Raw genomic sequence first — 25,088 nt, 5'->3', positions numbered from 1 at the left:
TGATGAAAAAAGCATTATCGGCTGTATCAGGTATTGCCGTTGGTTTTCTTGCAGCTACTGTCTTTTTTGCCGAGTTCGGTGGCAGCGCGACGCCAACGTCAACAGCAAGTTCAGATGAAAGATCTAAAGCAGAACAAGTGTATGTACCATTTGGTGAGCATGATGATTATTATTTAATGAATTCTGGTGGGCATTCAGGTCAATTGTTTGTATATGGTGTACCATCGATGCGTCACATTCGAACCGTTCCGGTGTTTACACCAGATCCAGCTACAGGCTATGGCTATGATGCAGAATCAAAAGAAATGCTTGGTGACTATACGTGGGGAGACTTCCATCACCCAGCATTATCTGAAACAGATGGTGATTATGATGGGAATTTCTTATTTGCAACAGACGTTGCCAATAACCGTGTAGCTGCGATTGATCTCGAGGATTTCCATACTACTGATATCATGGAAGTGCCAAACATCGGTGGACCACACTGTGCGGCCTTTGTTACGGAAAATACTGAATACTTATTTTTACCGACGCGTTTCTCATTACCATTCGAAGATCCGCATGCATCCCTTGATGACTTCAGTGAGGAATACCGCGGTGTTTTATCAGCTATGATTTTTGATCAAGAACAGAAGACATTTGACATTGGCTATCAAGTGGCATTACCACCATGGTCTTATGATAAAGCACGAGCAGGTAAAGGGGTATCAGGTGAATGGGCAGTCATTACAACATATAACACAGAAGAAGCAACAACGAACTTAGAAATTAACGCTTCACAAGCTGATCGTGACTTTATTGTTCTTTTCAATTGGAAAGGTCTTGAGGAAATGGTTGCTAATGGTGAGTATGAAGAATTTAACGGTGAAAAGATGGTTTTCCCTGAGAACATCGATGAACATATTTATTTGGTACCTGTTGCAAAATCGCCACACGGGGTTGATGTAACTCCTGACGGAACACGCTTTATTGCATCTGGTAAACTAGCACCAGCGATGACAGTATTTTCATTTGAGAGTGCATTTGAAGCGATTGAAAATGAAGACTTTTCTGGCGAGCGTAATGGTATTCCAGTTCTAAACTATGAATCTGTGATGGAACGCGAAGTTGATCCTCCGGGAGCACTTGGACCACTTCATACACAATTTGATGACAGAGGAAATGCCTATACGTCAATGTTTATCTCTTCGGAAGTTGTAAAATGGAATGTAGATTCAGGGGAAGTACTTGATCGTCATGATGTCTATTATTCACCAGGACATCTTGTGGCAGCACATGGGGATACAGTTGAACCACATGGCAATTACTTAGTTTCTCTTAATAAAATTGCAAAAAATAACTTCCTTTCGGTAGGTCCTTCACACCCTGAATCAATGGACTTATTTGATATCACTGGGGATGAAATGGTTCACTTATCAACGACGCCAGTGAATCCTGAACCACACTACGGTCAAATGGTACATCGTGATGTGCTAGATCCGTTCCATGTTTACCCGCAAGACGAATCAGATCCACTTGCAGTATATGATCAAAATGATACACGGATTGAACGTAATGGTGATCATGTTGAAGTCTTCGGTATTACGATGCGCTCAAAATTCATTTTTGATGCAACAGCCGAGCGACCAGATGTGATTGAAGTCAATGAGGGTGATACTGTAACGATTCACTTAACAAATACTGACTTTGATCAAGATATCACACACGGCTTTGGAATTATGGATTATGACTTGAACTTTGAACAAATGCCAGGCCAAACGAAAACATTAGAATTTGTCGCTGATAAGTCTGGGGTATTCCCAGTCTATTGTACAAACTTCTGTTCAGCCTTGCACCAAGAGATGACAGGTTATTTAATCGTAAATCCAAAGGAGTAATGTAGAAAAGAAAGGGTATTGAAAAATACCCTTTCAGTTTTTATTAACGTAGGAGATGAGTCCATTGACTAAAAGATTGTCTAATAGCTCAGTCGTCAGTTTATATATAGCAGCGGGATTATTAGTCGTTTCTATTTTTTTGCCATGGTGGGGGATGAGATTTTATGCTCCGCAGTATCCAGAGGGCTTAGATATCATCGTTTATCCGTATAAGTTAGCAGGGGAAATTGATATTGTGAATAGTCTAAATCATTATATTGGAATGGCTAATTTTAGTGAGGAAACATTCCCAGAGTTACAAGTTCTCCCTTATATCATCGTCGGCCTTGCTTTATTAACCGTTGTGGTCACCATGTTAAGAAGAAAAAGTCTTCTCTATGGTTTGATTTTTATCATGGTGGTTGGCGGAATTATTGGTATTTATGATATGCACCATTGGTTAACAGAATTTGGAACGAACTTGGACCCAATGGCACCAATTGATCTCGAACCATTTGTACCACCAATTATTGGTGAAAACATCATCGCCAACTTTGTGACAAATAGTTACTTTACGTATGGCTCATTTTTACTAGGAATCGCATTCTTACTGATGTTATTTCCGCTTTGGAGGGATCGAAAACAATGAAAAAGCTAGTGGCTTTGTGTGTAACATGGTTGGTGATCGTGCTCGGCAATGCAAGTGTATCTGCAGAAACGTCTTTGCAGCAAATGATTGATGATACCCCTGAAAACGGCGTGTTAGAGCTGTCCGATCAAGTGTATGAAGGGAATATCACGATCACAAAGCCAATAACCATTATCGGTTCAGAACATACTGTAATTCGCGGGGATCAACGTGGAAATGTGATCGAAATTTTTGGTTCGGGTGTTCACCTAAAAAAGTTATCTGTTCAAGACAGTGGGATTGATCGTAATTCAGAAGAAGAGTATGCGGCAATTAAAGTTCACTCTGATGAAAACCATATCGAGTCGATAACGATTAGTAACTCATTTCACGGCATCTATTTAAGCCAAGCACACGAAAATAGGATTGAAGGTATAGACGTCACTGGGGTTGATGTGAGCGGACAAGTGGCTGCTCAAGGGAATGGCATTCATGTGTATTACTCAAACGGAAATACAATTATCAATAATCATGTTACGGGAACACGTGATGGGATTTTCTTTGATTATTCAAATGAGAATGAAGTAGTAGACAATATGATTAGTGAGACAAGGTATGGCTTGCATTACATGTATTCAGATGATAATCGCTTTGATAATAACTCGTTTAGTCAAAATACCGGTGGAGCTGCAATTATGCATTCAAGAAGAAATGAACTAACTAATAATACGTTTTCCTTAAATCAAAGTACACGCTCCTTTGGATTGTTATTGCAATCTGCCAATGACAATGTCGTTACTGGTAACGAATTTTTTCAAAATCAACGCGGAGTTTTTATCGATCAATCACAACGAAATTATCTAGCAAATAATGAGTTTTTTCAAAATCATATTGGCATTGAAATTTGGGCTAGTGCAAATGATCAAACATTTACGGAAAATACATTTTTCAGAAATATCGCATCAGTGATTACGGTTGGAGGTCAGTCTACGAATCAGTGGAGCGAGGGTGATATGGGAAACTATTGGGGGAGAGAGCTGCCGTTACTCGATCTTGACCAAGATGGAGTCGGTGATTTTCCAGTTACATTTGAGTCTGGTCTCTATCAATTAATTGAGGAAAATGAGTTAGCTTATCTGTTTTTGAAGAGTCCAACAATCACGATTTATGAGAAAATGAATCAACTGTTAAGTCGGCAGAAGGTGATGTTTGTAGATGAATACCCATTAGTCGATGGTGATTCGACACCGCTGTTAAGTCGAATACCGTTTTTCCTTCTCCTAGTAGCAGTGGTCGCGATTGGTTTAAGAAGGAGGCAGCTGAGATGACCACATATTTAATCAAGGAATGGAAAGAACAATCGAGAGGAAAGGGGCTTTGGCTAGGACTTGGCATTATAATCCTCGTCTCGATTTTTATTTTAATAGAAGCTAGAAATTACCCGACGGAACAAAGCTTTGAAGTGTTTTTGGTTTCACTCTATGAAATGAATGTCTATCTGCTACCACTTCTATGTTTATTTCTAGCATCATTTACGATTATGCAAGAAAAGGAATTAAAGACACTTATGATTCTCATGACAAAGAAGGAATCCTACCGCAGTTTTTTACTGAAAAAAAGTGTAGCCGTTCATGGGGTTATGTTGGCTTTATTTGTTGGCTGGTATTTTTTATTGGCGATTCCAATGAAATTCCTTCTTCCGTTTGAGACAAGTAGTTTTCTTACGTTTCTTGTTTCAGTCATTATTTTTATTGTGATTTTTAATCAAGTTGGCGTGTTTTTAGGTAGTATTTGCTCATCGAGAATGCAAGTGGTTGGTGCATGTGTGTTTGTATGGTTTTTGTTTGTTTTTCTTGCAGACCTTGTTTATCTTTATTTCCTACCAGCGGTAACCTTAGATAATGTATTGATTTTTTCAATCCTCTTCTTCCTGCATCCACTACATGCGATTCGAATCTATTTGGAGAATTCAATTGGGATTTTTTCATTAGAGTATATGTCTCGTTTAATGGAGAAAATGATTTGGTTATCCCCGGTGATGTTTGTCATGTTAAATATCATTATTTGGACAATTGTTTCGTTTGAATTAGCGGTCCGTTTGAAACGTAAAGGGGTGAGGGCATGATTTCAATCAAAGGATTAAGTTATCACTATAAGAAAAAACAAATATTAAATCATGTTGATTTAAAAATTGAATCAGGAGAACTTTGTGCACTTGTCGGTCGAAATGGTGCAGGGAAGTCTACACTCATTCATGCGATGCTCGGATTGCTACAGGTAAAGGAAGGTCAAGTGTATTTAGCAGGGTATTCTCATAAAAAAGGGGATTGGAAAAAACATGTGGCCTATTTACCAGAGAAATTCCAGTTGCATCCGCAATTAACGGGAGAAGAGAATATGCATTTCTTTGCTTCACTAGCTGATCAAAAAGTGGATGAAGAGCGTCTTTGCGATCAACTAAAGCTAGTGAACTTATATGAAGAACGTGGTAAGCCGGTAAAGGATTATTCAAAAGGAATGTTACAACGCCTCGGGCTAGCTGTCATGCTTTACTATGATACGGAACTATTGATCTTAGATGAACCGACGAGCGGGTTAGATCCGATGGGGCGGGCCGAGGTTTTACAAATATTAAAGTCACTCAAGGGTAAAACGATCTTTTTATCTTCCCACCATATGGATGAAATCAGGCAAGTTTGTAGCCATGTTGCTTATCTAGAAGATGGGGTGATGACAAAATATACGATTGATGAATTTTCTAAGTCAGTGTTGGAAGGAGAAAATGATGAGAAAACTAGTAATCTTGTTCACTTTACTACTATTGCCAATGGTCGTAGCTTGTAGTGCAACTGGTGACTATGAAGCTACGATTGAAGAGGTTCCAGTTTATGATGCAGGTGAAAGTTCTCTAATTTCGATTTTAATAACTGATAATGAAGAAGCTGCCGCAGGATTAAGTGCATCAGCATTTTTAGAAATGAGCCAGATGGACCATGGTGTGATTGAAGTTCAATTTGATGATCAAGGAAATGGACTCTATGAGAGTGATGTTGCTTTACCAATGGGTGGAGAGTGGCTTGTGACAATAACGATAACTGATGGTGACCATGTCGCAGAAGATGTCTTATTATTTGAGGTGGATGAAAAATGACAAAACAACATTCGATTCTAGTTACTTTATTAGCGATCACATTACTATTAGCGGCTTGTTCGACAGCAACGGAAAGTGATGCTGACATGGACGGTGCTGAAAATAACGAGCAAGTAGAGGAACATATCATGGCCAAGATTAATGGAAGTATGATAAGTGAAGAAGATATTGAATTTAATGAGTTACTCAATCAACTACATGTTGAGTTGAGACGTGCGGAAGAACTTGCTGTGGCAGATGAAAGCAGCAAAGAAGAGGTAATGGCTTATTGGGATAAGCAAAGTCAGGATGCTGAAAATATTAACTTAAGCTTGACAAGTATTATCCGAACGGAAGCGATGGCACAACTCGCAGAGGAAAAGGGATTAACCGTTGATGAAGAGGAAGTCATGGACCAAGTTGAACGCTTTCTTGAGCAATACGAGGCAGAAGAGAGTGTGATTGCTTTAATCGATGACTATGGACGTGAAGGATTTGAGTCACAGCTTAAGGAGTATACAGACCGATGGTTATTATCAATGAAAGTTTACAATGATGTGGAAGAAGAAGTAAGAGAAGACAATCCAGATCAAATTGAACAAGAAATTCGTTATTTAACAGAACAGAAGTATGAAGAATTACTAGTATCGCAAATGGATACAGTAGAGGTAGATATTTTAATCGAATAGAGTAATAGTGTGCTACTCTATAGTTTCTATTATTTACGCTAAATAGTAGATGTACCTAAAAACGCTTGGTGTGAAAAGAGCCAAGTGTTTTTACGTTTTTCATAAGTTGGAAGTCTTCTAAAGCTTGCTAAGAGGTGACTACTGTTAATAATAAAAATGTAGCTTTTATGGCATGTCTCTTTTTAGTTTGGTTATCATTTACTTTAATCACAGTAGAGAGTTTTTAAGGGAAGAGAAATACTTCTACTGCTAATGTTTGATCTGTGGCTCTTGGTTGGTACATTGAGAGTTTATATTGGTAATTGAATAGTTAACGAGGCATTCCTTGGTTAAGGGATGCCTCGTTTATATACAACTTAATTATAGACTCGGATGTTCATGTTTTGCTTTTAATCGATTCCAACGACGATCTACTTCCGCCTCAAATCCTTTGAGTAAGTTTTCGTTTTCAGGGCGTATAAGGTGCTTGGTTTTCCCCATCGCTTTTAACCAATCGCTTAACTCAATACGTTTTCCTTTTGCTTCTGGATCATAAGTGATCGTTGTTTCCCCTTTTTCAACTTCATATAGTGGGAAGAAACATGAATCAACGGCAGATTTCATGATCGTTTCACCTTGGCTTTCATCGGCTTTCCAGTTTAGTGGACAAGTGATGAGAAGCTTTCCGTAGACTAATCCTTCATTTTGTGCATACCATTGAGCCTTTGCTGCTTTTTTAACTAAATCTTGTGGGTATGCTTCCGTACCTGTAAACACATATGGGATATTTGTCTCAGCCATGATTTGGGCTGTATCTTTATGATGGAACGCTTTCCCTTGTTGGGTCTTGCCGACATTTGATGTTGATGTCATATGTCCAAGTGGAGTGGAGTATGACAGTTGGCTTCCGGTATTCATATAACCTTCATTGTCATATTCAAGAATGATCATCTTATGGTTACGAAGAGCTGTTCCAACAGCAGATCCCATACCAATATCCATACCACCATCGCCAGTAATCATCACAAATGTGAAATCGTCATCAACTTCGATTTCACCCCGACGTTTCTTTTCAAAGAACGCTTCAACAGCACCAGAAAGTGTTGCTGGACCGTTTTGGAATAAGTTATGCATAAAACTTTGTTTATGTGAGCTGTGTGGATAGCCTGTCGTCGTTACAAAGCCACATCCTGTATGAAATAATGTTACAACGTCACCTTCTATGCCTTTAAAGAAGAGCTCAAGACCTGGGAAGATTCCGCAGCCAGGACATGCCCCGTGTCCTGGAGCCAAGCGCTTTGGTTTTGATGTTAGCTGACGAAGTGGTGGGAGTTTTACTTTTAGTTTTCCGCTTTCGTCATCCGGTGTCACTTTGATTAATCCAGAGTTGTACTCAGACGGCTTTGTTTGCACTTCGAATGCTTTTGCATGTTCTAGGTTTCCTGGCGTGTGACCAAAGTAATCAAAGCTTTTAGGTGATTTGCCATTGACAACATCGATGGTTAGTTGGAAAAACGCTTCTGCTTCATCTGGATAAAAGTTTTTCCCGCCGACACCAAATACACGACTTAAAACAACTGTATTGTTGTCAGGGTCCTCTTGTAGAGTAGATTTCACTTCATGAGTTAAGTTTGCACCGTGGGCTCCGTAGGAATCGGCACGTTCGCCTACAAGAAGTGCCTTCACATTTTTAAGTGCGTGACGAAGGGCTTCTGCTGGGAATGGGCGAAGAATCGTCGGACTTACTACCCCAGCTTTTATTCCTTTGGCACGTAATTGATCAACAACATCTTTTGCTGTTTCTGCAGCGGAATTGACTAAGAATAATGCAACTTCAGCATCTTCCATTTGGTAAAGGTCAAGAAGTGGATAGTCACGGCCGGAGTATTGCTTATACTCAGCAGCAAGTTCTTTAAACACCTCTTCAGCGTTGTAAAGCGCTTCCGATTGTTGGAAATTATTGTTGATGAGATCTTGGTTACTCATGTATGGTCCAACGGTAACTGGGTGATCGCGATCAAGTATGTGTGGGTATTCAGTTGGTTGATCACCGATAAAGGTTTGAACAACTTCCGCGTCTTTAAAGTATTCTACCTTCCGCTTTTGATGAGAAGTAAAGAAACCATCATAAGCAACAATGACAGGGAGGCGCACGTCCTTATGTTCGGCTAATTTAAGTGCAATAATGTTCAGGTCATAAACATCCTGAGGTGTGCGTGCAAGTAAAATGACCCAGCCGGTATTGAGAGCATAATATAGGTCTGAATGATCGCCTTGGATATCAAGTGGTCCGCTTACTGCTCGTGTCACAAGGTTTAAAACCATTGGGAAACGTGTTCCTGATTGAACAGGGAGTTGCTCTAGCATATATAAAAGCCCATTTGCGCTTGTTGCATTAAAGACACGTGCGCCACTAGCTGCTGCACCGTAACAGATTCCGGCTGAGCCATGTTCACCATCTGCTGGAATCAAGTGAATATCATGTTGACCTTTTGCTTTCATTGTATCTAGAATTTGGGCAATTTCAGTTGAAGGAGTAATCGGGAAATACCCCATAATGTGATAGTTAATTTGTGCGGCTGCCATGGCTGCCATATCATTTCCTGTTTTAAACACTGACAACTGTTTATTTGGTTGAACGACTTCCTGAATTTGTTCTTTCTCGAGTACATGTTGAGTCATCTTTACATTCCCTCCTGTTGGACGAAAAACTGATGAGGATAGCGGTTTTCGTCTGCATAATTCTCCGTTTCGCGAATCGTTGTTAAGGCAGATGTTGGGCAAGTTGTCACACACTTCAAACAGCCCTTACAATATTGATAGTCAATCCCTTTTAACATCATTTGCTTTCTACCACGTTTATCTTCACCATCTTCCCAAACGAAACATAAATCAGGACAAACCGTGTCACATTGGGCGCAGTTAATGCATTTATCACGATCAAAAGCTGGTAGGAAGCCCTGTCTAGAGCCACTTAAGTCTTTTGAAATACTGTTTCCTGCACTCATAATCATGCCGCCAATTGCTTGAGTTTCATAACCAAGCACAGGTTCAGGTCGTGAAAATGGCTTTCCTACAGTTGTTTCATCAGTCGATATTTGTGTAAATGTGACTTCATGATAGCCGCGATCAAAAGTACGTAAGTTCGACTCAACAAGGTGCGGGTATTTTTTCTCAAACGTCTCACGAATTACATTTCGCATGACGTCAGCATCTAAAAAGTCACATACACGGTATAGGGCACCGAGCATCGCTGTGTTTACTCGTGTTTTTTCTTCAACGGCAATCGCCATTGCATCAATAATCGCTAGTGTCCCAGATTCAAGCTTTAAATCACGACGTATCTCTTCAGGGGTACGTGCGGAGTTAACAAGAACAACTCCATCGCCATGTAGGCCGCTGACAACATCGATTGTTTTGTATAGAGCCTCATGAAAGACACCGACGACATGTGGTTGTTCAATTGGATGATGGGCACGTATGTTTGTATCTGGATCACAGAAACGGACGAATGATTTTACAGGTGATCCTTTTTTCTCGGAGCCATATGAAGAAAAGTGACTTCCATTTAGGTTGTCCCCTAATACCCCGGCTTCGGCGAGCATCTTTCCAGCTAAATTGGCCCCTAATCCACCGATGGATTCTAGACGAATTTCAAAGAATCCGAGTTCATTTTTTGTAGGTAATACGGTCATAGTTTCCACTCCCATTTGAAAAAGTTTTATAAGAAGAGGGTAGAAGCAATCGATAGCTCATAGCCTCTAATTCGTGTAGTAAAGTCCTCCTTTTTGAGATCAAGCTCGGAATCTATTTTAATCCTTATAGGACTAGCTTTCAGTGATCAATAGCACAGTAAATAAAAAAATGTAGTACAGTATTTTTTTTCGATGGAAAACAAAGAAATATAAGTGGAAAAGTATATATAACAGAAGAAGGGACTGTCTGAAAAGGTTACGGTTCCTTTTCAGACAGTCCCTTTGCGCGGGATATTGTTATTCGTTTGTCGGTACTGAAAGCTTACGGTCTATCGTACGAGCTAATCGGTTATAGTGTTCAAATAGATTTGACGTTTCTGTTGCGATCGCTGGAACCTCACCATCTTCGTTTGGAATGGACATTGGGATTGAAGCGACTACTTCTGTATTTAAGGATGATGCTAGTGCTTCCCCGCCACCTTTACCAAATAAATAATAACGCTCATCTTGGTTGGTTGGTGGGGTGAAATAGGACATGTTTTCGACAACACCAACAATGTCATGATTCGATTTTTGAGCCATTTTTCCAGCTCTCTCAGCAACATGGGTTGCATTTGGATGGGGTGTTGTCACGATTAACTCTTTACTATTAGGAAGCATTTGGTGCATATCGAGGGCGATATCCCCTGTACCTGGAGGCATATCAAGAATCGTATAATCAACTTTCCCCCAAATGACATCATTAAAAAAGTGTTCTAACACTTTTCCGATCATCGGTCCTCTCCAGACAATTGGCTCATTTCCTTTTGAGATAAACCCTATGGACATCACACCCATACCCTCATAACCAATTGGGATCATTTTACCATTCATCGTTTTAGGTTTATCAGAAATGTTTAATATTTTTGGGATACTAAAACCATAGACATCAAGGTCGATTAGGGCTACTTTTTTTCCTAATCGTGATAATGCTAATGCTAGATTTGCAGAAACGGTTGACTTACCGACGCCGCCTTTTCCGCTTGTTACAGCAATTGTTGTTCCTTCAAGCATTTCAATCACTCTCCTTGCTTTCATCCTAATCGATAATCTCATATTACGATGTGAAAAATATCACGATAAAAGTATTGCAAGAAAATAAAATTAAAATAATGTGACAAAACTCACACCTTTAATCATTAAAAAGATGTATAATAAAGGATAAAAATGTAGGTAAAAATTACTACTATGAACATAGTGTTAAAGGGGGAGCGGGATGAAACATAAAAGTAACATCACAAAAAAATTAGGTATTATCATTTTTGGAATTATTGTATTTTGTATGGTCATGAACTCAGTAATTAATTATAAAATTAGTTATGAAAAGGTTAAAGAGGCAGCTGCCATCGAACTTTATGGATGCGCTAACATTACGACAGGCTTATTAGACCCTGATGAGGTTGCTACCTTAGCAAGTGGTGATCTGACTGAGGCTGAGCGAATTGGGGAAGTAATTAGCTGGACGATCGATCATAAAAATATTTTTGAGAACCAATACCTTCTTTCGTTAGATGGGACGATTTTAGCTGCAGATGAGAACCTACAAGCACAAGGGTTTCAGGCTGGAGATACGTTTTATCTAGATGAAGAAGCACTACAAATAATGATTGAGATGAAGCATCCGCATTATTCTGACATTTATGAATTTGGGGGCATGGAACGATTAACAGGTTATGCGCCGATCTTTAAGGATCATGACCCAAATAAAGAAATGATTGCGATTAGTGCTATTGATTTTGATGCAAGTATTGTTCATGAACGCACATGGGATATGGTTAGTGGCACGATTTTAGTTGGCTTTTTTCCACTAGCACTTGCGGGTATTGTAACGGTTTGGTACATAGCAAGAACGACTCGTCCGATTACAGAACTCATTGCATTTGCTCGCCGGGTAGCTGATGGTGACCTTACAGTAAAGCCATTAGAAAGCAAGCGAACAGACGAAGTTGGTCAATTGACAGAAGACTTCAATACGATGGTCGTTAACTTGAAAACGTTACTAAATGAAGTGTCGGAAAATACTGAACAGGTCGCTTCCACTTCAGAACAATTGAAGACGACCTCCAAAGGTGTGACTCGTTTTACGGAAGACAATGCTAGACATATTGAAACCATTAATGAAGGTTCGAAACAGCAAGTCCAAAGCGCAGCGAATGCGAATCAAATTATTGCTGACATCTCAAAGGAGATGGAGGAGATGTCAACTCGGACGACGAATGCTTCAGAAGCTGCTGGGAAAACCTCGAATCAGGCTGATGATGGTAATCAAGTCATTGAAAGAGCAATTGAGCAAATGAAGCTGATTGATAGTAAATCAGAAATCATGACAACAGCGATCGGATCATTAAATGATAAGTCAGTTAAAATTGAAGAGATCATAACGATGATTACAACCATTGCGGATCAAACGAATTTATTAGCATTAAATGCAGCGATTGAAGCTGCACGTGCCGGTGAACATGGTAAAGGATTTGCAGTTGTTGCAAACGAGGTACGCAAATTAGCCGAGCAATCCTCGGTATCTACACAACAAATCCAAGTATTAATTAATGAAATCCAAAAGGAAACGAATGAGGCTGTTGCCGCATCGAAAGAAGAGAAAACAGCAGTTAGTGATGGGATGGTTATCATAAATGATGCCGGTCAGTCTTTTGAAGCTATTTCGTCAGCCGTCTATGATGTATCTAGTGAAGTTGAAGAAATTGCTAATGCAATTAAGCAAATGAATCGTCAAATTCAAACAGTTGTGAAGTCGATTGAAGAAATTGTATCGATTTCTGAGGATCATGCAGAAAGTACAGCTAATGTAACAGCTGCCACACAAGAACAGACGGCAGCGATGCAGCAAATTGTCGCTGCAGTAAATGGGTTAACAGTGAAAGCTGAAAACCTTGATGAGAAAATAAATACATTTAAATTACATCAACAAGCATAAGAAAAGAGTCGTACGGGGCTTCCCATAAGTCATTACTCACCTCGATGAGGTACAATATCCACGTTAACTTTTTTAATAAAGTTCAAGATGTTGTTCCTTGAGGTGACTGATACTTAGGTTTGGGAAAGTCCCGTATTTTGTTTAAGTCTAGAAGTGTGAACAAATTGTAACAAGCAATAAGTGAGTTGCTAGAATTGTGACCCTTTTCACAGTCCTAACTAGATGACCTCTACTATCATTAAGGTGTAAATATTTGAAATGATCTACTTGAGCGAGTTGGACATAAAGAGGGGGATCCTATTGAACTTTTTAAGAAAAGAAAGAGATTATTCACAACATCCATTTATTGTCATTTGGGAAGTGACTAGAGCTTGTGCATTAAAATGTCTCCACTGCCGCGCTGAAGCGCAATATACAGCGGATCCGCGACAATTATCATTTGAAGAAGGTAAGAAATTAATCGATGAAGTGTCTCAATTTGACGATCCGTTATTTGTCTTTACCGGTGGCGATCCGTTAATGCGTCCTGATCTGTATGACTTGGCGAAATATGCGATCGAAGAAAAAGGGTTATCCTTATCAATGACACCGAGTGCGACACCCAAAGTTACGAAATCAGCGATTGAAAAAGCTAAAGATCTAGGCTTATCACGTTGGGCGTTTAGTCTAGATGGATCAAAAGCTGAGATTCATGACCATTTCCGTGGGACGAGAGGTTCTTATGATCTAACAATGAACGGAATCGATCATCTCCAAAAATTAAACATCCCCATCCAAATTAATACAACGGTATCCAACTATAATCTCAATGATTTAGAGGCAATTGCCGAAAAGGTTAAAGATATGGGTGCGGTCTTATGGAGTTTGTTTTTCCTCATTCCAACCGGGAGAGGGATGCAAAAAGATATGATTACACCAAAACAGCACGAAGCGGTGATGAAATGGATGTACCGAATCCAACAAGAAATGCCATTCCATGTAAAAGCAACGGAAGCCCCATTTTATCGACGTGTATTTGCTCAGGAGCGTAAGCGAAATCCATTTGTGGCTGGTGAAGGCTCAAAAATAACGGATGCGCTTGGTCGAGCGCCACAGGGTGTAAATGATGGGGATGGATTTGTATTTATTTCGCATCTTGGAGATGTTTACCCGAGCGGGTTCCTACCCATAAAATGCGGCAATGTTCGGGAGCAAACGTTACCAGAGATTTATCGCGATTCCCCAGTAATGAATGCATTACGTAATAAATCGTTATTAAAAGGGAAATGTGGAATGTGCGAATTTAAAGAGCTCTGTGGAGGTTCACGAGCGCGTGCTTATGCGGTTTCGGGTGATTACCTAGAAAGTGACCCAAGCTGTTCGTATGTCCCACTAGCGATGCGTTGAGATGAGAGATAGAAAGCTTAAGGGCATTGAACATTCTTGGTCACTGCTTATTTTACCTTACTTCTAGCGTGATTACGATCATGGGTCAGGTGATAAACCGAACCCTATGCTTATGACCAATATTTGTTATTTCTCAGTAGTATTATCAAGATGATCGCGATTGAGTTGTTATTGATTTTGAACTATAAAAGGGACCGGGACAAAACTAGTTAAACTATTGGCAATGGGTTCACTCACCACATGCCCGTTGTGAGAAACCCGTTCACACCGGGCTTTTAAAAGAAGATGGTGGTTACGATTATTGCTTAGAAGCTGGGCCAAAAGGTAAACCAACCTTTTGGCCCAGCTTCTTTTTTAATGCTTGAAATAAACTGACAAAATATGGTGTTCATTATTTTGTCAATATATTTTGAGGCTATATCAACATGAGTGTGAAAAAATTCACTGTTTGATTAGCAAGCTGTCACTACAATAAGAGTATCAACAAAACAACAAGATTCGATAAGCTGTAAATCAGATAAAGGAGTGGCAAGGATGAAACAACTAGAAAGATCCTTTTATTCAAAAGCTAGCATGTATGCTTTTTTCATCGTCTTGATCTTAATTGTTATGATGTGGATCGCTACTGGTGGATTCGCGAAGGTGAAGGTGATGTCATTTGGTTATGTCATTGCATCGATTGTTTTTGTAATTGGGATAACCGTGAGAATGTGTTCATGGGCGATTCGACCAGCAACACGTCAAATGCTTCAACGCAGTTTTAAAAACTTAAGAAATACAAAACGCAAGAAAGTTAATATGTTAGCGATTCTTAAAACATTATTTGACAATATCATTTTGCAGAAATTTATTTTTAAACGAGGAATTTATCGTGGGATTGCCCATTGGCTAATTGCTTGGGGGTGTATCGGATCACTAGCGATTACATTCAGTTTAGTATTTAATTTAATGCACTTTAAGATGGTCGATCCACATACGTTCCAAATCGTTGTGATGGGGATCCCAACGATTCAAATGGCACCAAATGGACTATTTGCTCAACTTGCCTATAACGGTCTTAATATAGCGTCGCTTATGCTTTTAGTCGGCTTGGTAATGGCGTTGGTAAGAAGAACTAATAATCATGATTTAAAAACAACTCAACGAACAGAGTTTGATTTATTTCCGATTTATGTCTTATTAGCGGTAACAGTAACTGGATTATTATTAACACTTTCATATAAATTTTTAGGCGGATTCGCTCATAGCTATATGGCACTGATCCATCAAATGACGGTTGTTATCTTTTTAGTTTACTTCCCATTCGGTAAGCTCTTCCATTTACCGATTCGTCCATTAGCAACAGCAGTACCATTGAACTACCAGGAGGGAGAACAATTGGATACTCGAAGCTGTAAAAAATGTGAAAAAGCATATAGTAACGATGCTCAAATTGAGGATGTTAAGGGGATTTTAGGAGCACAAGCGTTTGATTTGCAGCTTGCTGATGGCTCATATTTAGCTGACTATTGTCCAGCCTGTCGTCGACGCATTCGTGTCATGAGTCAATTAAATTTAGAAGCACCACAAGGGAATCCATACGGGCCTGTTCAAACCAACAATGGCATCCATATTCCTGGATTCGGTAGAAAACGTTCGGATGAATTTTACAGTAACTCGGTTGAGGAGGAAAAATAAATGACACAGTTTCAAGTTAAAGAAGGCGTGAAAAACTTACATCATGATGGGGAAAAGTTGATTACCACTCACTGCTGCTACTGCGGGATGCAGTGTGGAATGCATATACGATTAGAAGAAAAAACAGGTAAAGTGGTAGGTGTTGAGCCTCGTTACGATTGGCCAGTAACGATGGGGAAAATGTGCCCGAAAGGGGTTACTGCTTATCAGACGGTTGACCATGAAGAGCGAATCACAAAGCCACTAATCAAGAAGAATGGTGAATTTGTAGAGTCAAGCTGGGAAGAAGCTTTAGATGTCATTGAAAAGAATTATAAAGAATTGCAAAACAAACATGGTAAAAATGCGCTATCAGTTTTCGGTGGAGTGTCGATGACAAATGAAAAATGTTATCTTGTCGGAAAGTACGCTCGAGTTGCATTAGGTACACGCTACCTTGATTATAACGGTCGTTTTTGTATGAGTTCTGCGGCTGGAGGATTCCTGCAGACATTAGGTACGGACCGCGGTTCCACATTACCATGGCCTGAGCTTGAGCACACGGATTGCTTCTTTATGGCTGGGTCTAACACAGCTGAATGTCATCCAACAAGCATCCAATGGTTTTGGAGAGCAAGAGACAAGGGAGCAAAAATGATCGTCGCTGATCCACGCGAAACACCGACAGCGAGAATTGCAGATGTTCACCTTGACTTAAAACCAGGTACGGATTCTGCACTTGCAAATGGGATGTTGCACCTATTAATTCGCGAAGGTTACGTGGATGAGGAGTATGTGAACAGCCGTTGTAATAACTATGAGGAAATGAAAGAAAACGTTAAGAGCTTTACACCAGAATACACGTCTGAAATCACTGGTATTTCTGTTGAAAAAATTATTAAAGCGGCTCACCTGTATGGTCAGTCACAACGATCAGTCGTTATGTTTGCTAGAGGTGCGGAACAACAATCAAAAGGTGTAAATAATGTTCGTCTCTATACATCAATGGCCCTCGTTCGAGGACAAATTGGGAAATTTGCATCAGGAGTGGCTACCTTTACAGGACAGGGGAATGGTCAAGGTGGTCGTGAGCATGGGCAAAAGTCAGATTTACTGCCAGGCTACCGTAAGTTAACGGATCCTGAAGCAGTGAAATATATTTCAGGTGTATGGGGAATTGAGCCAGAAGAAATGCCAGAGCCAGGGGTATCAGCATTTGAGATGTTCGATGAAATTCAAGCAGGCCGTATTCGTGCGATGCACGTGATCTGTAGTAATCCAGCTGTGTCCGCACCACACACGGAATATGTGTGGGATAGCTTTAAAAAGCTTGATTTTATGGTTGTTAGTGACTTCTTCTTATCGGAAACAGCCGAGTTTGCAGATGTTGTCTTGCCAGCAGTAACATGGGCTGAAGATGAAGGGACAACAACAAACCTTGAAGGTCGTGTCATCCATATTCGTAAGGTTAAAGACCCGATCGGAGAATCAAAGCCAGATTGGGAGATTATGAAGTTAATAGCTGAACGTATGGGTAGAGGTAAATTCTTCAACTATAACAACCCGAAAGAGATCTTCGAAGAGTTCCGAGTGGCCACTAAAGGTGGTAAAGCTGATTACTATGGAATTACGTATGACCGTATTGATAAGGAAGATGGTGTGTTTTGGCCGTGTCCATCAGAAGATCACCCTGGTACACCGACAATGTTTAAAGAGGAATTTGGAACGCCAGATGGAAAAGCGAATCTCGCGGTCGTTGGCTGGGAAGAAGCTGATGAAACGCCTTCAAAAGAGTTTCCTCATATTTTAACAACGGGTCGTGTCGTTTTCCATTATTTATCTGGTTCACAAACGCGTAGAACGAAGTTTTTAATGGAACAATGTCCTGTTCCTTATGTAGAGATTCACCCAGAGTTAGCTAGTCAATATAACTTGGTGAATAACGATAAAGTGAAACTAACTACACCAAGATCAGCAATGGAACTTGATGTACGTCTAACAAAGGCAATTCGTAAAGATACAGTATTTGTCCCTTATCACTGGGGGAAAGAACTAGCAGTTAACCAGCTAACGAATCCTGCTCTTGATCCGACGTCCCGAATGCCAGAATTTAAAGTATGTGCGGTTAAAATAGAAAAGATCTAACAAAAATGTACAGAGGAGAGTCTCGTTATGAATAAAATCATGTATTTAGAATTTGAACGTTGTATCGGTTGTCGTTCTTGTCAAGCTGCCTGTCGTGAGTGTGGTGGACATGATGCGAAGGAACGAAACTATGTAGAGTATGTGGACTTTATGGAAAGTCGTCAAACGTACCCGATGTTATGTATGCAGTGTCAAGACCCAGCTTGTGCTCGGGTCTGCCCTGCAAATGCGATTCAGATTACTGAAGAGGGTGTCGTCCTTTCTGCAATGGAAGAGAAATGTATCGGTTGTCGTAACTGTACGTTTGGTTGTCCGTTTGGTATTCCGAAATTCGATTTTGAAGAAAACAAAATGTATAAGTGTGATATGTGTTATGACAGAACACAACATGATATTGCACCGATGTGTGCATCGGTTTGCCCAAGTGATGCGATCCGTTTTATTGATTTTGAAGAAATTCAAGCATTGCGTCGTCGTCGTACACAAATGAACTTAATTGAAGGAAAGAAACCAACCGAGCAAGACAAATGGCAGTATGTACCTGAGTTTTTCGGTGTTTACTCAGACTAAAGGAGGAGTAAGAGATGACTGATAAGAAAAAGTTAGGACGTAATGAAAAAGACTCGAATGATGATATGATTAACCTCGTTGACAACGTCAACCGTGTAGAGGATTTAAAATATAATCGCCGTGCGTTCTTAAAAACAGCTGTTGGAGCTTCTGTCGCTTTAGGTGTTGCGACGATTCCATTTTCCGTTCGTGCGGTATTAGGGTTTGATGAAGATGAGAAAGAACGTGTTGAAATTGCTAAAATGGAGGATCTCCCAAAAGGAAGCTCAAAAACGTTCTATTATCCAGAGGATGAGGCCGCACTACTTGTGCATACGGCAAACGGCGATTTAGTTGCCTATAATAGTTCATGTACACACCTCATGTGTCCAGTGACTTATGAAAAAGAGAAAGATATACTGTTATGTCCGTGTCATAAAGGTTACTTTGACATTAACACGGGGCATCCCGTAGCTGGTCCACCGCAACGTGAGCTTCCGCTTATTGAGATTGAGGTTGAAAATGGTGTTGTCTATGCCGTTGGAAGGAAGTTTCGCCATGGGTAAAAGAGCATGCTGGGCAATTATATTTATAGCACTTGTCGTTAATGTCGTCATGTTACAGTGGACTCTTAACGCTTATGTAGGTCGGGACCCTGAGTATATTTTAGTATATACAGCTGTCGCTGTTGCTTCTGCCATCATTACATTTATTACGTATTTAAGATGGCGAAAGCTCGAATACAAGAATGGATAAAGCAAAAAAGGAACCATAATGTTGGTTCCTTTTTTTGCTTTATTTATAGATGTCAACGATTGAGACCTTCTGATCTGTTGAGAAAAGAGAATATTTATGACTCTAAACCTAGAGACGATTTTTTGAACTTTCCCTGAAATGAACAATCTTTGAACAGTATACGATCTGTGACCGTGCGCACACCTATTTTGATTAAATTTCTATACCATAAAAGTATCTTCTAAATAATAAATAAATGCAAACACCAAGATGGTATGAAAATGGGGGTATGTACAAATGGCAAGAATTACGAGATGGGATCCAGAGGATCAACAGTTTTGGGAGTCTGAGGGTAAGCGGCATGCGAGACGAAATTTATGGATCTCAATACCAGCGCTATTATTAGCGTTTGTTGTTTGGCAAATTTGGTCTGTAGTTGCCGTTAATTTGAATGATGCTGGCTTCAACTTTACAGATGGTGAGTTATTTATGTTGGCAGCTTTACCTGGTCTAACAGGAGCAACGTTGCGAATTTTTTACACGTTTGTTGTCCCTATCTTTGGTGGACGAAATTGGACCGTGTTTAGTACAGCAACTCTATTAATACCAACGATTGGTATTGGATATGCTGTGCAAAACCCAGAAACATCGTTTACAACGATGGCGATTCTAGCTGCTCTTTGTGGTTTAGGCGCGGGGAACTTTTCATCGTCAATGTCAAACATTAGCTTCTTTTATCCAAAGAAAGAAAAAGGAACAGCTTTAGGGTTGAATGCAGGAATCGGTAACCTTGGTGTAAGTGTTGTTCAATTTGTATCACCTGTCATTATTACCGTTGCTGTGTTTGGGACTTATGTAGGCGCACCTCAACAATTAGCGGATGGGACAAATGTTTGGTTACAAAACGCCGCTTTTATTTGGGTCATACCAATTATTCTAACCGTAATTGTAGCATTTTTCGGAATGGATAACTTACCAGGAACAAAAGCAAGTGTAAGAGAACAAGCCATTATCTTTAAAAATAAGCATACTTGGATTATGACGTGGTTATATACGATGTGTTTTGGCTCATTTATCGGTTATGCAGCAGCTTTTCCATTACTAACAAGAACGGAGTTTCCAGAAGTGAATGCGATGCAATTTGCGTTTCTTGGACCGCTTGTTGGTGCGTTAACCCGACCAGTGGGAGGATGGATTTCCGATAAATTAGGAGGAGCCTTCGTTACATTTTGGGATATTATTATTATGATTGCAGCAACCTTTGGTGTCATCTATTTCTATAATATCGGTAATTTTACAGGGTTTTTGATTATGTTTATTGTTCTATTTATTACGACGGGGATTGCCAATGGTTCAACATTTAGAATGATTCCGTTTATCTTTCCACCGAAAGAAGCGGCTCCTGTATTAGGGTTTACAGCAGCGATTGCAGCATATGGGGCATTTTTAATTCCAAGTATCTTTGGCTGGTCAATTGAAAATACAGGCTCAGCAAATATGGCACTCTATATTTTTATTGCTTATTATGTTGTTAGTTTGGTGATGTGCTGGTATTATTATTCAAGAAAGAATGCTGAAGTGGAATGTTAAGTTTTAGGTAAGTGAATAATTGATGATGAAGATCCTTTACGATGAGTAGAGGGTCTTTTTTATGGAAGATATCTGAAAGCTGTTTTAATACTATAGGTATGATGTTAAAATAAAAATGATACAAAAATAATTTTAGGTTATATTATTGTAAAGGGGTTTTCTGATTGGAAAAGAAAGATGTCGAAATAAAGCGGTTTTTTAGTGAATTAAGTGAAGAAAATCAGAAGACTTTACTTAATATTGGTACTGATATGACCGTTGCTAATGGAACAACCCTTTTTTATGAAGGCGATGAACCGAACTATGTGTACTTAATTCGAAGCGGCAAAGTTAGTTTAAGTAAAATGACTGCTGATGGTAAAGAATTTAGTATACATCTAAAACAAAAAGACGAGCTTGTTGGCGAAGTTGGTTTGTTTAATGAGATGAGCATTAGTGTGACTGCGATTGTTGTTGAAGAAGCAGAATTGGTGAGATTTGAGCGAGATCGCTTAGAAGACCTTTTCCGTGAAAATGGTGAAATAGCAGTTGCATTTATGAAGTGGTTTGCAAGACATACCCAGTCTACACAAGCCAAATTTCGTGATTTGCTTTTAAGTGGAAAAAAAGGTGGATTTTATTCTACTTTGATCCGTTTTAGTAATTCGTATGGGGTTGAGCATGCTAAAGGTACGCTAATTAATGTACGTTTAACAAACCAAGATTTAGCTAGTTTTATAAGTACATCACGAGAAAGCATTAATCGCATGTTAAATGAGTTAAAGCGATTAGATGTTGTTGAAATGGATAACGGCTTTATCATTGTTAAGAAGATTGAGTTTTTGAAGGAATATCTCGACTGTGGAGATTGTCCGATTGAAATTTGTACGATATAGAAAATGGGGTGTCCTAAAAGTGTGTGTTACTTTTAGGGCACCCCTATTTACTTAAACGAATTCTCCAGTTGCTCGAATAATTAAATGATGGCCAGTATACTCTTTTTCACCAAATAATGTTAGTAATGTGCACTTCTTTACGATGAAATTTTTCTTATCTAACACATAATCATAGTCGAGTAGGATTCCTTCTGCGATCTTGTTGTCATTCTCAGAGACTTCGACTTTCTGACCTTCCATTGAATTGTGCTTTGCTCCACTAATAAAGTGTACCCATTCCTTCCAACCGGATAAGATATAGGCATGACTTCCATCAGATAAGTAGCCGATAAATGCGTTTGCTTCATCAATTTTATCTACTTTGACTTCCATTATAAAAGACTGAATCGTTTCATGTACGAGATCGAAATGATCGAGTGACAAGTCACCTGGGAAGGTAAAGTAAACAGCTTTTTCTTGTTTGTTAAATTGAACCATTAAGTCTATTTTTTCTTCCAATGAACGTTTATAAATCCCGTTTTGTAAACGAAACTGGGACTGATTTAAGAAGTTTTCAATATTTACATAATCCGTTGAAGTTATTTTTACTTCTAACATAGTACGACATCTCCTTTTACGAACATCACCGTATGAGGGCATTTTTCTTCTTTTATCATATCAACTTTTCACGTTTGTAACTGTGTAAAAAATCACTGTGATGATTGTCACTTTAAAAAAAGTCTCGCCACGATACAATGAGATATATACAAGAGTAAAAATGATGGAAGAAGAAAGGAAGAGATCAATGAAATGGTTCATTCCTAGAGAACATGGGGCTTGGGCAATGTTAGTGGTCCCGTATCTAATTGGTACCGTTGTAAGCGGACCGACTTGGAATCACCTCGTCTTTTTTATAGGAGTTTTGAGCTTTTATTTCGCTTCAAGCGCAATCTTATCTTATATTCGAAAACCAAGCTTGGGAAAGCAAGTGCTGCCTTCCTTGCTCGTATACACGCTTATAGGGTGTCTATTTGTCGTATCATATTTAATTCAACAACCGACGCTAATCGTTCTTGGATTGCTAATTATCCCCTTGTTTGTGATTAACCTAATTTTTGCGAAACAAAAAAAGGAACGGCTATTTATTAACGATGCGGTAGCCATTGCGAGCTTTTCTTTTTTGGTGTTAATTTCTTATGATCTTGGAACTGGGCAACTAGATACTCATGCTTACATTTTAATGTTTGTTAATTATCTATTTTTTATTGCGAGTGTTTTTCATGTAAAAACCTTTATCCGGGAACGTGGCAATAAACGTTTTACTTTGGTATCTTATGGCTATCATGGAGGTATTGTTCTCATTCCTTTAGTCATTGGCTACCCACTAATCGCACTAGCGTTTTTAACAAGTGCGTGTAAAACATGGGTGATGCCGAAAAAGGCAAAGCCGAAGCCTGCAATTCTTGGCATAATTGAAATGGCCAATAGTTTAGCCTTTGTTCTGATTATTACCTCACTTTAACATTAGATACGCTAATGTTTTCTAAATAATGGTGATGATGTTTTCACCCCTAAATGGAAATAGTAAAAATACCTTGTTTCATAAGGAGGGTGAAAGTAGTGGGCCAAAGTCATCAATTTGAACCAGGCCATAAGGCACCAAACAATGGGATATACGTTGAAATTGGTGAAACAGGAAGCATGGTTCAAAACCCTAAGTCGGTTAAGCTAAAAGCAGGAGAACGATTTCCGGAAACATCAAACCACAACCGGAAATGGATGCCTAAACGAAAACCATAAAGCAATGAAAAGACTGTCTAAAAAAAGGTGAAGTGACCTTTTAGGCAGTCTTTTTTATTTTTCAATAAAGGTTGCAACAATTTATACATTTAAACATATAGTTAATGGTATATAATAAATGGCAGAGACTTACTCGTTTTGAACGTGTTCTGTTTATCTACTGATGAAGGGAGATGATTTTATTAGCAGCTTTGACCAACGTCAATATGATGAACTACATGCCTTATTAAATCAGGAAGAGACAAACTTAACAACTAGTGGAAAGCAGAGGTTAGAGGAATTAAAACAACAATTAAATCAGGACTCAATCGATGCCTAGATCGTACATGAAACCAAGCCTCTCTGGACAAATTCTTTCGTACAGAGGGGGTTTATTGTTTTACGAGACAAATCTAGGAGGAAAAGGATGAAAAGGGTTGTAGTAACGGGTGCATTAGGCTTTATCGGTTTTCATTTGTGTTCACGGTTACTTGAGAAGGGGATTGAAGTCTATGCGATTGACAGCATGATTGATAAAAAAACGAAGCACCTTCAAGAAGAAAAATGGTTGAGGATTGGTAGGAATGCAAACTTTCATTTTTTTGATAAACAAATAGGAGAATTGAACCTTCGACGTTTACTCAAGAAGGCTGATGTGATTTTTCATTTGGCAGCAGCTACAAACCAAGATTTAGGCTGGGGTGATTTACGTTCTGTCATTAAGCAAAATGTAAAAACGACACAACAGTTGATTGAAGGGTGTCCGAAAGGAATTCATGTAGTTTATGCATCCACCATTGAAGTTTATGGGGAACGAACCGGAATCATTACAGAAAAAACACCGACAAATCCATCTACGCCTTATGGCTTAACAAAGCTTGTTAGTGAATCACTACTATATAAGGAAAGTCAGAAACATGGGTTTTCGGCAACAATCTTGCGCTTGCCAACGATTTATGGGCCGTGGCAACGAGAGGATATGACGTATCACAAATTGATCGTGTCTAAAGAACATAATAAAGAAATGACGACGGTTGAAGGTGACCGCTCAACCATTGATGTCATGTATATTGATGATGTCATTGAAGGCTTCCTTCTCTCGGCGGCTAAAAAGCAGGCAACGATCTATAATTTTTCAAGCAGTAAAACAGGAGAATGGTATCGAGGATGCCAAATGATTACCGGAAAACCAGAAGAAATTGAAAAAAATCGACGCTTACAAGTGAAAGTCTCTGGGGAAAAGGCAAAACGTGAGCTTGGTTTTACACCAAAGATTTCGTTAGAGGAAGGGATAAATAAGCAGAGGCAGCATATTCAGCAATCGCTTAACATGTATAAATGTTAAAGGGGCTTTAATCAAAGCAAAGAGGCTGGGACAAAATGATATGCTCCCTCTAGGGTAGACAGATTAAAAAATAAAAATCTGTTTTACCTTAGGGGGAG

At 39.3% G+C, this 25,088-nt stretch carries 24 protein-coding genes; 20 read left to right on the top strand and 4 right to left on the bottom strand.

The genetic code is table 11. From position 1 onward, the window contains the following. Positions 1-2 precede the first annotated feature (2 nt). The 7 genes from nosZ (at position 3) to KH400_RS17070 (ending at position 6,303) form a co-directional block, all read left to right on the top strand. Entirely contained in the window at positions 3-1,877 is a 1,875-nt protein-coding gene (gene nosZ, locus KH400_RS17100) for a Sec-dependent nitrous-oxide reductase (RefSeq protein ID WP_246589777.1), read from the top strand. A 64-nt stretch (positions 1,878-1,941) separates the two neighbouring features. Next, entirely contained in the window at positions 1,942-2,505 is a 564-nt protein-coding gene (locus KH400_RS17095) for a hypothetical protein (RefSeq protein ID WP_246589776.1), read from the top strand. Beyond that, a complete protein-coding gene (gene nosD / locus KH400_RS17090) occupies positions 2,502-3,812 on the top strand; it encodes a nitrous oxide reductase family maturation protein NosD (RefSeq protein ID WP_217226663.1) in 1,311 nt (436 codons plus the stop codon). Before KH400_RS17095 ends, nosD begins: the two co-directional genes overlap by 4 nt. Then, on the top strand, positions 3,809-4,609 hold the full coding sequence (locus KH400_RS17085; protein ID WP_217226661.1) for an ABC-2 transporter permease: 801 nt from the start codon (positions 3,809-3,811) through the stop codon (positions 4,607-4,609). Before nosD ends, KH400_RS17085 begins: the two co-directional genes overlap by 4 nt. Further along, positions 4,606-5,328, top strand: coding sequence for an ABC transporter ATP-binding protein (locus KH400_RS17080; RefSeq protein ID WP_217226659.1), 723 nt, complete (start codon positions 4,606-4,608; stop codon positions 5,326-5,328). The genes KH400_RS17085 and KH400_RS17080 overlap by 4 nt, the downstream gene beginning before the upstream one ends. Next, complete coding sequence (locus KH400_RS17075; protein WP_217226657.1) at positions 5,267-5,635, top strand: FixH family protein; 369 nt, start codon at positions 5,267-5,269, stop codon at positions 5,633-5,635. The genes KH400_RS17080 and KH400_RS17075 overlap by 62 nt, the downstream gene beginning before the upstream one ends. Next, a complete protein-coding gene (locus KH400_RS17070) occupies positions 5,632-6,303 on the top strand; it encodes a hypothetical protein (protein ID WP_217226656.1) in 672 nt (223 codons plus the stop codon). The genes KH400_RS17075 and KH400_RS17070 overlap by 4 nt, the downstream gene beginning before the upstream one ends. A gap of 360 nt (positions 6,304-6,663) precedes the next feature. Here KH400_RS17070 and KH400_RS17065 read toward each other — a convergent pair whose 3' ends face one another. The 3 genes from KH400_RS17065 to KH400_RS17055 all read right to left on the bottom strand — a co-directional run bounded on the left by KH400_RS17065 (position 6,664) and on the right by KH400_RS17055 (position 11,030). Beyond that, entirely contained in the window at positions 6,664-8,877 is a 2,214-nt protein-coding gene (locus KH400_RS17065; protein ID WP_438821126.1) for a transketolase C-terminal domain-containing protein, read from the bottom strand. 89 nt (positions 8,878-8,966) lie between these two features. Further along, positions 8,967-9,977 (bottom strand): 2-oxoacid:acceptor oxidoreductase family protein, encoded by a 1,011-nt coding sequence (locus tag KH400_RS17060; RefSeq protein WP_217226651.1) that lies wholly within the window; start codon positions 9,975-9,977, stop codon positions 8,967-8,969. 297 nt (positions 9,978-10,274) lie between these two features. Next, the gene (locus tag KH400_RS17055; protein ID WP_217226649.1) at positions 10,275-11,030 is read right to left on the bottom strand and encodes an Mrp/NBP35 family ATP-binding protein; all 756 of its coding nucleotides are present in this window, start codon (positions 11,028-11,030) and stop codon (positions 10,275-10,277) included. A 202-nt stretch (positions 11,031-11,232) separates the two neighbouring features. On the opposite strand from KH400_RS17055, the gene KH400_RS17050 reads away from it, so the two are divergent. The 9 genes from KH400_RS17050 (at position 11,233) to KH400_RS17010 (ending at position 21,887) form a co-directional block, all read left to right on the top strand. Beyond that, positions 11,233-12,951 (top strand): methyl-accepting chemotaxis protein, encoded by a 1,719-nt coding sequence (locus KH400_RS17050; protein ID WP_217226647.1) that lies wholly within the window; start codon positions 11,233-11,235, stop codon positions 12,949-12,951. Between the two features lie 300 nt (positions 12,952-13,251). Further along, complete coding sequence (locus KH400_RS17045) at positions 13,252-14,337, top strand: TIGR04053 family radical SAM/SPASM domain-containing protein (RefSeq protein WP_246589775.1); 1,086 nt, start codon at positions 13,252-13,254, stop codon at positions 14,335-14,337. Positions 14,338-14,871: 534 nt separating this feature from the next. Further along, positions 14,872-16,014, top strand: coding sequence for an MFS transporter (locus KH400_RS17040; protein ID WP_217226642.1), 1,143 nt, complete (start codon positions 14,872-14,874; stop codon positions 16,012-16,014). After that, complete coding sequence (gene fdhF, locus KH400_RS17035; RefSeq protein ID WP_217226640.1) at positions 16,015-18,138, top strand: formate dehydrogenase subunit alpha; 2,124 nt, start codon at positions 16,015-16,017, stop codon at positions 18,136-18,138. Between the two features lie 27 nt (positions 18,139-18,165). Next, complete coding sequence (locus KH400_RS17030) at positions 18,166-18,708, top strand: 4Fe-4S dicluster domain-containing protein (protein WP_217226638.1); 543 nt, start codon at positions 18,166-18,168, stop codon at positions 18,706-18,708. A gap of 14 nt (positions 18,709-18,722) precedes the next feature. Then, on the top strand, positions 18,723-19,253 hold the full coding sequence (locus KH400_RS17025; RefSeq protein ID WP_217226636.1) for a QcrA and Rieske domain-containing protein: 531 nt from the start codon (positions 18,723-18,725) through the stop codon (positions 19,251-19,253). Continuing rightward, positions 19,246-19,443: a hypothetical protein gene (locus KH400_RS17020; protein ID WP_217226634.1), complete on the top strand. Its 198-nt coding sequence runs from the start codon at positions 19,246-19,248 to the stop codon at positions 19,441-19,443. The genes KH400_RS17025 and KH400_RS17020 overlap by 8 nt, the downstream gene beginning before the upstream one ends. Positions 19,444-19,719: 276 nt before the next feature. Next, positions 19,720-21,012 (top strand): NarK family nitrate/nitrite MFS transporter, encoded by a 1,293-nt coding sequence (locus tag KH400_RS17015; RefSeq protein ID WP_217226632.1) that lies wholly within the window; start codon positions 19,720-19,722, stop codon positions 21,010-21,012. Between the two features lie 164 nt (positions 21,013-21,176). Continuing rightward, positions 21,177-21,887, top strand: coding sequence for a Crp/Fnr family transcriptional regulator (locus KH400_RS17010; RefSeq protein WP_217226630.1), 711 nt, complete (start codon positions 21,177-21,179; stop codon positions 21,885-21,887). Between the two features lie 51 nt (positions 21,888-21,938). Here KH400_RS17010 and KH400_RS17005 read toward each other — a convergent pair whose 3' ends face one another. Next, entirely contained in the window at positions 21,939-22,484 is a 546-nt protein-coding gene (locus KH400_RS17005; protein WP_217226628.1) for a hypothetical protein, read from the bottom strand. A 187-nt stretch (positions 22,485-22,671) separates the two neighbouring features. Here KH400_RS17005 and KH400_RS17000 point away from each other — a divergent pair, with 187 nt between their 5' ends. The 4 genes from KH400_RS17000 to KH400_RS16985 all read left to right on the top strand — a co-directional run bounded on the left by KH400_RS17000 (position 22,672) and on the right by KH400_RS16985 (position 24,990). Then, on the top strand, positions 22,672-23,388 hold the full coding sequence (locus KH400_RS17000; RefSeq protein ID WP_217226626.1) for a YwiC-like family protein: 717 nt from the start codon (positions 22,672-22,674) through the stop codon (positions 23,386-23,388). Between the two features lie 98 nt (positions 23,389-23,486). Further along, positions 23,487-23,666: a YjzC family protein gene (locus KH400_RS16995; RefSeq protein ID WP_217226624.1), complete on the top strand. Its 180-nt coding sequence runs from the start codon at positions 23,487-23,489 to the stop codon at positions 23,664-23,666. A 163-nt stretch (positions 23,667-23,829) separates the two neighbouring features. After that, positions 23,830-23,985: a hypothetical protein gene (locus KH400_RS16990; protein ID WP_217226623.1), complete on the top strand. Its 156-nt coding sequence runs from the start codon at positions 23,830-23,832 to the stop codon at positions 23,983-23,985. A gap of 87 nt (positions 23,986-24,072) precedes the next feature. After that, positions 24,073-24,990 (top strand): NAD-dependent epimerase/dehydratase family protein, encoded by a 918-nt coding sequence (locus KH400_RS16985; protein ID WP_217226621.1) that lies wholly within the window; start codon positions 24,073-24,075, stop codon positions 24,988-24,990. The last annotated feature ends 98 nt before the right edge of the window (positions 24,991-25,088 follow it).

Source organism: Desertibacillus haloalkaliphilus, from assembly GCF_019039105.1.
GTDB classification, from domain to species: domain Bacteria; phylum Bacillota; class Bacilli; order Bacillales; family KJ1-10-99; genus Desertibacillus; species Desertibacillus haloalkaliphilus.
The sequence above is the reverse complement of the archived record's forward strand: the minus strand, read 5'-3'. Positions and strand labels throughout refer to the sequence as shown.

Bases quoted from the DNA above. Each gene is read 5' to 3' on its own strand.
- KH400_RS17080 (WP_217226659.1), top strand. From the start codon at position 4,606: ATGATTTCAATCAAAGGATTAAGTTATCACTATAAGAAAAAACAAATA.
- KH400_RS16990 (WP_217226623.1), top strand. From the start codon at position 23,830: ATGAAGGGAGATGATTTTATTAGCAGCTTTGACCAACGTCAATATGAT.
- KH400_RS17065 (WP_438821126.1), bottom strand. From the start codon at position 8,877: ATGGCAGCCATGGCAGCCGCACAAATTAACTATCACATTATGGGGTAT.
- KH400_RS17015 (WP_217226632.1), top strand. From the start codon at position 19,720: ATGGCAAGAATTACGAGATGGGATCCAGAGGATCAACAGTTTTGGGAG.
- KH400_RS17085 (WP_217226661.1), top strand. From the start codon at position 3,809: ATGACCACATATTTAATCAAGGAATGGAAAGAACAATCGAGAGGAAAG.
- KH400_RS17050 (WP_217226647.1), top strand. From the start codon at position 11,233: ATGAAACATAAAAGTAACATCACAAAAAAATTAGGTATTATCATTTTT.
- KH400_RS17055 (WP_217226649.1), bottom strand. From the start codon at position 11,030: ATGCTTGAAGGAACAACAATTGCTGTAACAAGCGGAAAAGGCGGCGTC.
- KH400_RS17000 (WP_217226626.1), top strand. From the start codon at position 22,672: ATGAAATGGTTCATTCCTAGAGAACATGGGGCTTGGGCAATGTTAGTG.
- KH400_RS17075 (WP_217226657.1), top strand. From the start codon at position 5,267: ATGATGAGAAAACTAGTAATCTTGTTCACTTTACTACTATTGCCAATG.
- KH400_RS17030 (WP_217226638.1), top strand. From the start codon at position 18,166: ATGAATAAAATCATGTATTTAGAATTTGAACGTTGTATCGGTTGTCGT.
- KH400_RS17070 (WP_217226656.1), top strand. From the start codon at position 5,632: ATGACAAAACAACATTCGATTCTAGTTACTTTATTAGCGATCACATTA.
- KH400_RS16985 (WP_217226621.1), top strand. From the start codon at position 24,073: ATGAAAAGGGTTGTAGTAACGGGTGCATTAGGCTTTATCGGTTTTCAT.
- KH400_RS17040 (WP_217226642.1), top strand. From the start codon at position 14,872: ATGAAACAACTAGAAAGATCCTTTTATTCAAAAGCTAGCATGTATGCT.
- KH400_RS17020 (WP_217226634.1), top strand. From the start codon at position 19,246: ATGGGTAAAAGAGCATGCTGGGCAATTATATTTATAGCACTTGTCGTT.
- fdhF (WP_217226640.1), top strand. From the start codon at position 16,015: ATGACACAGTTTCAAGTTAAAGAAGGCGTGAAAAACTTACATCATGAT.
- KH400_RS17005 (WP_217226628.1), bottom strand. From the start codon at position 22,484: ATGTTAGAAGTAAAAATAACTTCAACGGATTATGTAAATATTGAAAAC.
- KH400_RS17025 (WP_217226636.1), top strand. From the start codon at position 18,723: ATGACTGATAAGAAAAAGTTAGGACGTAATGAAAAAGACTCGAATGAT.
- nosD (WP_217226663.1), top strand. From the start codon at position 2,502: ATGAAAAAGCTAGTGGCTTTGTGTGTAACATGGTTGGTGATCGTGCTC.
- KH400_RS17060 (WP_217226651.1), bottom strand. From the start codon at position 9,977: ATGACCGTATTACCTACAAAAAATGAACTCGGATTCTTTGAAATTCGT.
- nosZ (WP_246589777.1), top strand. From the start codon at position 3: ATGAAAAAAGCATTATCGGCTGTATCAGGTATTGCCGTTGGTTTTCTT.